Source organism: Pseudarthrobacter sp. MDT3-1 (assembly GCF_054510755.1).
Map to the genome: position 1 here is coordinate 1 of NZ_JBTNDX010000052.1, position 10,613 is coordinate 10,613.

General features: G+C 66.6%; 9 protein-coding genes. All 9 read right to left on the reverse strand.

The window, feature by feature from the left end; all coding sequences use genetic code 11:
• Positions 1-494 precede the first annotated feature (494 nt).
• The 9 genes from ACX80X_RS20695 to ACX80X_RS20735 all read right to left on the reverse strand — a co-directional run bounded on the left by ACX80X_RS20695 (position 495) and on the right by ACX80X_RS20735 (position 10,409).
• Entirely contained in the window at positions 495-1,838 is a 1,344-nt protein-coding gene (locus ACX80X_RS20695; RefSeq protein ID WP_459309694.1) for a M18 family aminopeptidase, read from the reverse strand.
• 10 nt (positions 1,839-1,848) lie between these two features.
• A complete protein-coding gene (locus tag ACX80X_RS20700; RefSeq protein ID WP_459313234.1) occupies positions 1,849-2,706 on the reverse strand; it encodes an intradiol ring-cleavage dioxygenase in 858 nt (285 codons plus the stop codon).
• 81 nt (positions 2,707-2,787) lie between these two features.
• Positions 2,788-3,480: a response regulator gene (locus tag ACX80X_RS20705; RefSeq protein WP_252611283.1), complete on the reverse strand. Its 693-nt coding sequence runs from the start codon at positions 3,478-3,480 to the stop codon at positions 2,788-2,790.
• A complete protein-coding gene (locus ACX80X_RS20710; RefSeq protein WP_459313236.1) occupies positions 3,477-4,841 on the reverse strand; it encodes a sensor histidine kinase in 1,365 nt (454 codons plus the stop codon). Before ACX80X_RS20710 ends, ACX80X_RS20705 begins: the two co-directional genes overlap by 4 nt.
• A gap of 20 nt (positions 4,842-4,861) precedes the next feature.
• Positions 4,862-5,749: an ABC transporter permease gene (locus ACX80X_RS20715; protein WP_459313238.1), complete on the reverse strand. Its 888-nt coding sequence runs from the start codon at positions 5,747-5,749 to the stop codon at positions 4,862-4,864.
• Positions 5,750-5,763: 14 nt separating this feature from the next.
• The gene (locus tag ACX80X_RS20720) at positions 5,764-6,726 is read right to left on the reverse strand and encodes an ABC transporter ATP-binding protein (protein WP_459313240.1); all 963 of its coding nucleotides are present in this window, start codon (positions 6,724-6,726) and stop codon (positions 5,764-5,766) included.
• Positions 6,727-6,901: 175 nt separating this feature from the next.
• A complete protein-coding gene (locus tag ACX80X_RS20725) occupies positions 6,902-8,398 on the reverse strand; it encodes a bifunctional phosphatase PAP2/diacylglycerol kinase family protein (protein WP_252600841.1) in 1,497 nt (498 codons plus the stop codon).
• A gap of 29 nt (positions 8,399-8,427) precedes the next feature.
• Positions 8,428-9,639 (reverse strand): MFS transporter, encoded by a 1,212-nt coding sequence (locus tag ACX80X_RS20730; protein ID WP_459313242.1) that lies wholly within the window; start codon positions 9,637-9,639, stop codon positions 8,428-8,430.
• On the reverse strand, positions 9,636-10,409 hold the full coding sequence (locus ACX80X_RS20735; RefSeq protein WP_252600846.1) for a DeoR/GlpR family DNA-binding transcription regulator: 774 nt from the start codon (positions 10,407-10,409) through the stop codon (positions 9,636-9,638). The genes ACX80X_RS20730 and ACX80X_RS20735 overlap by 4 nt, the downstream gene beginning before the upstream one ends.
• Positions 10,410-10,613 lie beyond the last annotated feature (204 nt).

Genomic DNA, 10,613 nt, shown 5'->3' on the forward strand with positions numbered 1-10,613 from the left:
TCACCACTTCATGACGCTTGCGGATTTAGTCAACTCCGCACTCGGCTCGGAAGTCGGGCGCGGCACTAGCGCTACATCCGGTCATGGGTCTGGTCTCTGGCCCCAGCTCTCATTTAGCCTTCGACTCTGGCCGTGAAGATGAGCCTATGGCTGGCCTGAGGCGCCTGTCACCAGTGGCAGGTACTCACTTTTGAGCGCCGGATATACGTTCCCTACCCAAGTACAGGGGTTTGGCCGCCGATCCGAATATTAGGTATAGGGGTTCTCATTCCGCCCATATTTTAGGGATTTGACCGCTATATGTGGGCTAGCGCGCAAAAGGGACTTCAGGTTGACGATTTCCAAGTGCCCGGGAGCCCCGATGAAAATGGCCCGTAGCGTTAGGTGTCCCGCCTTCCATACAGCACCGCCGACATCCGTCAGCGGGCGGACCGAACGCTGGGAGGCCCCTTCCGGCCAGATAGCCGAATTGGCTGACCGCGTTCAGGCCACGCCTACACCGCCGTCCGGAAGAAAAGCTCCGTGACCGTTGCCAGCCGGTGCGGGTCCGCCACGCCGCAGAGCTCGCGGGCGGAGTGCATCGAGAGCAGGGGCACGCCGACGTCGACCGTCCGGATCCCCAGGCGCGTGGCGGTCAGCGGGCCAATGGTGGAGCCGCAGGGCATCACATTGTTGGACACAAATTCCTGGTACGGCACCTTCGCCTCCCCGCACAGTCTGGCCCAGAATGCCGCGCCCGGCGCGTCGGTCGCGTACCGCTGGTTGGCGTTGATCTTCAGCAGCGGGCCGCCGTTCAGGACCGGGTGGTTGGCCGGATCGTGCCGCTCCGGGTAGTTGGGGTGGACGGCGTGGCCGGCGTCCGCGGAAACGCAGAACGACGCCGCCAGCGCCTGCCGCCGTTGGCTCACCGTTGCGCCGAGGCCGTCGGAGACGCGCACGAGCACGTCTTCGAGGATGGGCCCGCACGCGCCGGATCGGGAGTTGGAGCCGATTTCCTCGTGGTCGAACGCCGCGAGAACGGCGATCGGGGCGCCGCCGATCGGCCCACCGGCCGCGCCGCCAGACGCAGCAGAAGAATGCGCGATCAGCGCCGCCAGCCCTGCGTGCGTCGCGGAAAGGTTGTCCAGGCGCCCGGAGGCGAAGAACTCGCTGTTGGCCCCGAAAACCGCGGGTGGCTGCGTGTCTGCAATAACGACGTCGTACCCGCCAATCCGCGCCGGATCAACAGAAGTGCCGCCAGGCACATGCGATGCCAAAACCGCCAGCAGGTCAAAATCGGCGGGATCGCCCAGGCCCCACACAGGGTTCATGTGCCGCTGCTTGTCCAGCGTCAGGCCGTCGTTCACGGCACGGTCAAGGTGGATGGCCAGCTGCGGGAAGCGGAGCATGGGCCCGGTGGCGGTGAGGTGTTCGGTGCCGTCCAGCATGACCAGCCGGCCCGCCAGCTGAAGTTCGCGGTCCAGCCAGGAGTTGAGCAGCGGCCCGCCGTAGACCTCCACCCCGGCCTGCAGCCAGCCGAACGCTCCCGTGGTGGGCTGCGGCTTGAGCTTGAAGGACGGGGAATCCGTGTGCGCGCCAAGGAGGTTGAACCCTGTGGTGGGCCCGGCATTTTCCGGGACCACCCAAGCGATCAGCGCGCCGTCGCGGACCAGGTAGAACGAACCAGCCCCGCCGGCCCAGGGCTCACGCTCGTCCAGGCCCGTGAACCCTGCGGCGTCCAGGCGCCGGGCGGCCTCGTGGACGGCGTGGAAGCTCGACGGCGATGCGCTGACATACGCGCCAAGGTCCTGGATGTGGTCAACGGCTTTGGAGGCGGCGGCAACGGAAGGCGAAGGCATGGTTCCGAGTCTAGATGGTCACATTGAGCCCGGCGGTGTAGCCGGCCGAAGCCGATCCGATCATGGTGGCCAGCTGGTAGATACCGCCGTCATTCTTGAAGACATTGTCCGACTGCAGGGTAGTCCGCTTCATGTTCGCGATGCTGGCCTCGTAGCCGGGAGTGGCGTAGACGTCGTCGCAGGCGGCCTTCGTCAGGGCGATCTGCGATACCGCCAGCACCTGTCCGGCGGCGGTGGCGTTGCTCATGGACTCGAACACCTCGAAGTGGATGTGCGGCCAGCGGCCGGGATAGGCTCCGGGGAAAATGGACGTGAAGGTGACCTGGCCGCTGGCGTCCGCTTCCTGGACGCCGCGGAGGTAGTTTTCGTTTGCGAGTCCGGAATCGTACATGGAGTACCTGCCGTCCCGGTCGCAGTGCCAGGCGTAAACGGCCGCGCCGGCCAGGGGTACACAGCCGTTGGCGTTGTCCAGCAGGGTCAGGGTGAACGTCAGCGGCACGCCTTCAGCCGAAGCAGACCCGGTTCCGAAGCTTGAGGCCAGGACGTTGGGGCCGTTGGAGCCGTCACCGGGGTAAGGACCTGCAGTTTCCTGCGGAATCTCCACGCCGCACTCCGCGATCGCCCGGGTGAGCGTGGGGCTGGCGGCGGGTGTCGCCGTCGTACTGGCGGCGCTTGCGGTGGCTGTGGCAGTGGCGGCCGACGTCGACGTCCCGGCTGTGGTGCCTGACCCGCCGGGAGTGCACGCTGCCAGCGCCGCTGCCGCACCGCCGGCGCCGAAGAACATTCCGAGGGAACGGCGGCTGATCATGGTGGACAGATCAAACTCAAGGCCGCGGTCGTGGTCGGGGTGGGGAAGGTGGTTGCTCATGGCTCCATCCAACGCGCCCCGCCTATCCCCTGCATAGGCCCTTCCTGTGCGGAACCTGTGCGTCAGTAGGCCGCGCCGGCGTCAGTAATCCGGATTGGTGGGGACCACCAGGCCTGTCTCGTAGGCGTAAACAACTGCCTGGACCCGGTCCCGCAGGTGGAGCTTGGTCAGGATCCGGCGGACGTGGGTCTTCACCGTTGCTTCGGAGAGGAAATACCGGTGCGCGATCTCGGCATTGGAGAGACCCTCCGCCATGGCTTCGAGCATTTCTGTTTCGCGTGGCGTCAGGTCTTCGAGCAGGGAATCCCGCGGCGAGGCGGATGGGGCCGGCACGGCTGCACCGCGGACATAGGTCTCCAGCAGCCGCTGCGTAACACGCGGAGCCACCACGGCATCCCCGCTGGCCACCACCCGGACGGCATTGACCAGATCCGACGGCGCCACGTCCTTGAGGAGGAAGGCGGACGCGCCTGCCTGGAGCCCGGCGAACGCGTACTCGTCCACATCGAAGGTGGTGAGGATGATGATCCGGGCGCACGATCCGGAAGCGGTGATGGCGCGGGTTGCCTCGATACCGTCCAGCACGGGCATCCGGACGTCCATCAGCACCACGTCCGGCTTGAGATCCCGGACCAGCCGGACCGCCTCGGCACCGTCGGAGGCCTCGCCCACAATATGCAGGTCTTCCTCGCCCTCGAGGATGAGGCGGAACCCCATCCTCAGCAGCGGCTGGTCATCAACCAGCAGGACGGTTATGGGTTGGGTTTCAGTCACGTGTGCCTTGCAGTCGAGGTGGACGGGTGTGGGGTTTCCGCTGGTTCGTCGGCCGGCCAGTTCAGGACGGCACACACGCGCCAGCCGCGGCCGCGCCGCCCGGCCACCACGGTGCCTGCATAGATGCGCGCCCGTTCGGCCATCCCCGCCAGCCCCTGGCCGGAACCGGGCCCGACGCCGGAGCCTGGGTGTCCTGGACCCGGCCCGCCGCCGTCGGAGGTGCCTGGGCCCGGGACTCCCGCGCCGTCGTCGAGCACTTCAATGGTGACCGTGGAGCCGGCCCGGACGATGCCCACGTCCACATGCCCCAGCGACCGGCCGTAGCGGAGCACATTGGTCAGTGACTCCTGAACTATCCGGTAAACCGTCAGCTGGAAGGCCGCGTCGTCCGGCAGCGCCGGGCCGGTATGCGAGTAGTGCAGCGGCAGGCCCGCGGTCCGGAAACCCTCCAGGAGTTTCGCCAGGCTGTCGCCGGAAGCGAGCGGCTGCCGTGGCGCCGTCCCGCCGGCGTCGTCGCGGAGTACGCCCAGGACACGCCGCATGTCCGCCAGCGCGGTCCGGCCGGTCCGCGACAGTTCGCCAAGCACTTCGCCGGCGCGGTCGGGACTCTTCCGGACCACGACGGCGGCGCCATCGGAGAGGCTGACCATCACCGTCAGTGAGTGCGCTACGACGTCGTGCATTTCGCGGGCGATCCGGTTGCGTTCGTTGACGGACGCCAGGCTGGCCGTCCGCGCCGCCCAGGCGGCGATCTCCTGCTCGTGCTCCCGCCGCTGCCGCACCGAGATGCCGATCCCGGTGGCGATGACGTTGGACAGGGCGATGGTGGCGCCGGTGGCGATGCTGGTCAGGAGGTGGAAGTCGCCGGGATTGCCGCCGGCATCGTGGACGAAGGAATTCTCCATGGGGCCAACGGCGGCCAGCAGGTACAGCAGGGCCAGCGGCGCCGTGGCGGCGGCCATGGCCACCAGCGCGAACCGGGGCGTGTGCACCACGGCCACGGCGTAAAGCGAGAACCACAGTCCGGCCGAAACGTTGGAGCCCCACGGGTGCAGCAGCGTGACCGCCACTTCCATCACCGCGACGAAGGCTGCCAGCGCCACTGGGTGGGAGCGCCGGAAGAACAGGGCCGCCGCGACCGCCAAGAGGAGGGCCGCCGCCAGCCAGGCGCCGGACATGATCGTGTCCACCACGGTCGGCGCCACCAGCAGCGCGTAGCTGAACACCACTACGCCGTCCATCACCCGCGGGCGCTGGTAGAGGTACCGCCGGAGCAGGCCGCGGCGCTTGGCCGTGATCTCGGCAAGGGACGCGTCGGCCTGGCTGGCCGGCACGTCCCTCACGAGTGCCGCTTCATTCATGCTCTGAGCCTAGTGTCCGCCTAGACGTCGCGTTTCTTGAGCACGATCATGGCCGGTACCAGAAACAGCAGAACATAGCCCAGGAAAATCAGGCCGCCATGCCAAGGATCGATGATGCCGTCGATGTGGCCAATAGAGAGGAACCGTCCGCCGGCATCGCTGGGGAGGTACTGGGGCACGTACTTCCAGAAGTCACCGGGGATGAAGGTCATAAAGCTCGCCGCAATGGACAGGACAAAGAACAGGCCCACCAGCACGGTGATGCCGCCCGCGGAATTGCGCAGCAGTGCGCCGAGCGACAGGCCGATCAGGGCCACCCCGGCAACGTAGAGGCCGCCCGTGAAGACGCTGTACAGCACGCCCTCCGTGGACCAGTCCAGGTCCAAGTCCAGTCCCTGGAACACTGGCATGGCGATCAGGAACGTGGCCACGGCGGCGATGGTGGTGATGACGTAGGAGATCACGGCGAGCAGGATCGCCTTGGCCACGAAGGCCGGTGTGCGGCGCGGGACGGCGTTCATGGTGGAACGGATCATTCCCGTGGCGTACTCGGAGGAGATGAACAGGACAGCCAGCGAGCCCAGCACCAGGATGCCGATCTGCAGGCCTGCATTGGGCAGGTTGTACAGGTCAAAGCCTGATCCTGGCGGGAATGTCTGGGACATCATTTCCGGCGTCAGGGTCTGGCCCTGGTCCCTGGCCTGCCGGGCCATTTCGTCCAGGAAGGAGAACCGGATCAGTACGGCAAGGGCCCCGACGCCGATAATCGCCACAAGGGTCAGGAGCAGCAGGATGCGGGTGGACATCAGGGAGAACAGCTTGATCCATTCGGACCGCAGCACACCGGCGAAGGTCACGCCCTTGGTACCAGCGGTGGAGCGGACCCGGGAAGTTTGGGTTTCAGTCATGGTGGTCATCGTCCTTACTTTCCTGCCGTTGCCGGGGCGGTTTCCGGGGCGAACTCGCCGGCGGGTCCACCGGTCAGGTGTGAGTGGTATTCCACTTCGTCCTTGGTGAGGTCGAAGTAGGCGTCTTCCAGAGACGACTGCTGCGGGGTGAGTTCGTAGACGAGCACCCGGTTGTCCAGTGCCACCTGGGCGATCTTGCGTGCGTCCAGGCCTGTCACTTCCAGGGTTTCGGGCTGGCCCTGGTCCACGGTCACGCCATCGCCGGACAGCAGGGCTGACAGCTGGGTGGCTGCGGACGTGCGGACCAGGGTCTTGACCTGACGGGTGCCCGCAATGATGTCCTGCACGGGGGCGTCCGCAATGATCTTGCCGCGGCCGATCACGATCAGGTGGTCTGCCGTCTGGGCCATTTCGCTCATGAGGTGTGAGGACAGGAAGACGGTCTTGCCCTGCCCGGCGAGGTAGCGGACCAGGTTGCGGACCCACAACACACCTTCCGGATCGAGGCCGTTGACCGGCTCATCCAGGATCAGGGTCTGCGGGTCGCCAAGGAGCGCGTTGGCAATGCCCAGGCGCTGCCCCATGCCCAGCGAGAAGCCACCTGCCTTTTTCCGCGCCACTGCCTCCAGCCCGGTCATTTCGATGACTTCGTGCACCCGGGATGTGGGGATGTTGTGCGTCGCCGCCATGGCCCGCAGGTGGTTGTAGGCGCTGCGGCTGGTGTGGACCGCCTTGGCGTCCAGCAGCGCCCCCACCTCGTGCAGGGGGGCCTTGTGATCGGCGTAGTGCAGGCCGTTGACTGTGACCGTGCCCGACGTCGGCCGGTCCAGTCCCATGATCATGCGCATGGTGGTGGATTTGCCGGCACCGTTCGGGCCCAGGAAGCCCGTTACCTGCCCTGCTTTGACGGTGAAGCTGACGCCGTCAACCGCCGTTTTGCTGCCGTAGACCTTTGACAGGCCTGTTGCCTCAATCATGGAAATGTTCCTTAGAACAGCAGCCGGGTGGCTGCGGGATGCGGGGACGTTTTCGTGTGTACGCTCCACGCTACCGACGGCACAGCCGGATCTCGCCTGTCTCAGGGATGATTCAGGGTCGAATCAGGGTAGTCCGCACGGATGATCAGGGGTCCCCTCAGGGGGCGCAGGCGCCTTACGTGCGGGGCGAGTAGTACGTCAGGGCACGCGGTTCCACCCGGAACCGGACGCTGCGCACGCCCGCCAGCGCCTCGCCGTCGACCGCAAGCGCCAAGGGGGAACCCTCCGACTCAATCCGGACCTCGGTAGCCTCCCGCAGATGGGTGATCCGGGACGTCGCCACCGTGCCGGTCAACACCGACCACAGGAGCCGGAGCCGGGCAAAAGATTCGTCGGCAGTGATCATGCGGACATCCAGGACGCCATCGTCCAGCACGGGCCGCGACAGGGGCGCGTGGTCCCGGGGGTAGTAGCGACCGCGTCCGATGTACGCGATCCAGAGTTTGTGCCGGACACCGTCCACGGTCAGGGTGGTGGGTGTACCCGCGGCGAACGTCCGGAACATGGCCACCACGCCGGCCAGCGGTTTGCCGAGGGCCGGCTGCAACTGCTCCCTGCGCCGGACCAGGTTGGGGTACAGGCCGATGCTGGCCGTGTTCAGCATGACCAGGTCAGCCGTTTCGGGGTTGCCCGCCAGCCCGCGCTCCACGGTCACAACGCCGACGTCGGCCCGCGCCGCTTCACCCGCGGCCGCGGCTGCCACAGCGTCCTTCAGGTTGGCAGTCCCTGTGTCCCGCGCGAAGTGGTTGAGCGTTCCGCCCGGGAGCACCAGCAGGGGAAGGGAATGTTCGACGGCGGCTGCGGCGGCGGTGCCAACGGTACCGTCGCCGCCCCACACGCCCAGGGCGCGGGTACCCGGGCGGGAGACGGCGGCCTGGATGGCCTCCTCCAGGCTCTCTCCCAGCTCTACCGTTTTTATATGCGCCTTCGGGAATACTTCCTGAAGTGCGCCTGCCGTTTGTTCCGTGAAGGAGCCGCCGAGGGTATTCACCACGATGCTGAGACCTTCACCGCCCGGCAACTCCGGGGCCTGGGTTGCCGTGCGCGATACTCCGGGAAACGGTGGGCGGACGGGCCACCACTTACGAGTCACCAGCGCCGCCCCTGCGCCGATGGCCGAACCGAAGAACACATCCGATGGCCAGTGGGCCCCCGTGTGGACGCGGGAGTAGGCCACTCCCAGCGCCGCCGGCGCAAGTGCCGCACCGACAACCGGCTTGACCAGGCCGGCGCCGAGCGCGAAGGCGATGGCGGAGGCCGAATGCCCCGATGGCATGGACGAGCTGGTGGGCTGCGGATGGACGAACCGGAAAACCGGCAGGTGCTCGGGGAGCGGGCGTGCCCGCGGCAACAGGGTTTTGAACACCACGTTGGTCACCGCCGATGCCACCGCTTGGGCGATCAGCCCGTGCAGGGCAGCCCGGCGGGGCTTGCCGGGGAAGGCGGCCATGATCGCCGCTGCCCCGATCCACAGTTTGCCGTGGGTGGCGGAGGCCGAAATGCGGCGGAAGAACTCATCGTGGTTTCCACCCGGGAACGACGACACGCCGCGGACAAGGTGCCGGTCCATGCGGCTGATCCAGCCCGGTCCCTTGCGCCACACTCTGTACATCTCCCCACCCTATAACCGGTGAGTTCTCCCTACTTGGAGGGCAGGGGCTTGGAGGCCAATGGCCTCGCGGCGCCGGCAAGGAGCAGGGCCACCAGGATCGGGGCGAGGATCGCGAGGAGTGCCAGATGGATTCCCGTGAGGTCGCCCAGGTAGCCAAGCAACGGCGGGCCGGCCAGGAAGGAAACATACCCCAGGGTGGATACAACCGAAACCCTGGCGGCCGCATGCTTCGGATCGTCGGCGGCGGCTGACATTCCCATGGGGAAGGCCAGCGCTGAGCCCACGCCCCACAGTGCAGCACCAACCCCGGCCAGCCAGATGTTCCCCGCGAGCACAAACAGGCACAGACCCGCCGTGGCCGCGGCCATGCTGGCCCGGAGCACTGCAACGCGGCCGTAGGTGTCGATCACACGGCCGCCGAAGAGCCGCATCGCCGTCATTGCCAGGACAAACAAGGCGAACATTAGGGCACCGGTGGATTCCGAACTGCCCAGCCCGTCAACAGTGGCCTTGGCAATCCAGTCGTTTCCGGCGCCTTCGGTGAGTGTTGCGCCCAGGACCACAACGCCTATCAGCAGGGTGCGGCTGTCACGCCAGGCCGATGGCCCCTTCACAGCCGTCGGTTCACCCTCGACCGGAGCGGCCTGGGCCGCGTGGGGGAGGAAATAGCGGGGCGCCACGAGGGCTACCACCACCACCACACCGGCGATGACCAGCAGGTGCAACGGCAGGCCGACGCCGAGCGTTGACAGGCCCGCACCAATCAGCGCCCCCACAAAGGCCCCGCCGCTGAAGGCCGCATGGAACTGCGGCATGATGGTGCGCCGAAGCTTGTGCTCAACGTCCGCCCCTTCAATGTTTTGGGAAACGTCCCACAGCCCGACGCCGATGCCGAAGAAGAACAGCGAAACGGCAGTGCCCGGGACCGATTCCGCCGACAGGGAAAGGGCAATGCCTACCCCGGCCAGGGCTGACAGCAGGGCGCCTGCCCGCACCGCGTTGGCGGTGCCGATCCTCCCCACCACAAGTCCCGCCGTCGGAAGGGCCAGCAGTGAGCCGACGGCGATGCACAGCAGAAGCGTGCCCATCTGGCCGGAGGTCAGGTGCAGCGTCTCGGTGACGGCGGGGATCCTGGCGGCCCAGCTGGCAAAGACGAAACCGTTGATTCCAAAGACCACAAAAGTGGCGGCGGCTGCTGCCCTGAGGGACGGTCCGGCCGTCGTGCTGGTGTTGATGCTCATGCTTTGACTACTTCCACCGAGAGCTTGTTGAGGTGTGCGAGTTCGTCCGCACTCAGGTCTTTGTCCGTAACTATCACGTTCACTGCGTCCAAGGGGGCAACCAGGGCCATCGCGGTGGCATTCCATTTGGCGCCGGCGCAGGCAATAATCACCCGCGCCGCGGATTCGAGTCCGGCCCGCTTCACTGCGGCGTCCTCCAAATCATGGGCCAGGAGACCGTCCCTGAGGTTCAGGGCGCAGGGGGTGACCACCGCCGTGTCGAAGCGCAGGGACCGGATATTGGCTTCCGCGAGCGGGCCGCGGAAGGAGAGCTCGCCGGGAACCAGGCTTCCGCCGGGGAGCAGCAGGGCGGGACGCTGGCCGGCATGCGGGTCGTCGTCGGTGACCGTCGTCAGGGAGCGCATGGACATGGGCATCAGCGTCAGTTCGCGCCCACGGAGGACGCGGGCAATTTCCGTGGCTGTGGTGCCGCTGTCCAGCCACACGTGTTCGCGATCTCCCAGCAGGCCTGCCACGGCGGCGGCGATCCTGGCCTTCACGCCCTGGTCTTCGAGTTCGCGCTGGCCGTAGCCCGGGTTTTCGCCGCCGGCAATGAGGCTCCTGGCACCGCCATGGACCCGACGCAGCACTCCATGCGATGCGAGCAGCTCGAGGTCGCGGCGGATGGTGGCGCCCGATGCGTCGCACGCCTGGGTCAGCTCTTCCACCGAGACTTCGGCCTGGTGGCGAAGCAGCTCCCCGATCAGGCGGTGCCGCTCTTCAGTCTTCATGCTCATATGATAGCAATTTATGATCATATGCACAGAGCACCACCCGACGCTCTCTCACTTAACGCAGGAAAATCACCAACGCTCTCTCACTTTCCTCAAGAAAGTGAGAGAGCCCCTCTCCGTCAAGCTGGTTGTGAGTCATTCATTAACTTTTTGATTGAAGGAGCCGGCGATGCCCGTTGATAACAAGGGTTTTACGCGTGA

What these genes read in the sequence shown, in the direction of transcription:
- ACX80X_RS20695 (WP_459309694.1), bottom strand. Translation starts at nt 1,838, where the DNA reads ATGCCTTCGCCTTCCGTTGCCGCCGCCTCCAAAGCCGTTGACCACATC.
- ACX80X_RS20710 (WP_459313236.1), bottom strand. Translation starts at nt 4,841, where the DNA reads ATGAATGAAGCGGCACTCGTGAGGGACGTGCCGGCCAGCCAGGCCGAC.
- ACX80X_RS20715 (WP_459313238.1), bottom strand. Translation starts at nt 5,749, where the DNA reads ATGACTGAAACCCAAACTTCCCGGGTCCGCTCCACCGCTGGTACCAAG.
- ACX80X_RS20720 (WP_459313240.1), bottom strand. Translation starts at nt 6,726, where the DNA reads ATGATTGAGGCAACAGGCCTGTCAAAGGTCTACGGCAGCAAAACGGCG.
- ACX80X_RS20735 (WP_252600846.1), bottom strand. Translation starts at nt 10,409, where the DNA reads ATGAAGACTGAAGAGCGGCACCGCCTGATCGGGGAGCTGCTTCGCCAC.
- ACX80X_RS20730 (WP_459313242.1), bottom strand. Translation starts at nt 9,639, where the DNA reads ATGAGCATCAACACCAGCACGACGGCCGGACCGTCCCTCAGGGCAGCA.
- ACX80X_RS20700 (WP_459313234.1), bottom strand. Translation starts at nt 2,706, where the DNA reads ATGAGCAACCACCTTCCCCACCCCGACCACGACCGCGGCCTTGAGTTT.
- ACX80X_RS20725 (WP_252600841.1), bottom strand. Translation starts at nt 8,398, where the DNA reads ATGTACAGAGTGTGGCGCAAGGGACCGGGCTGGATCAGCCGCATGGAC.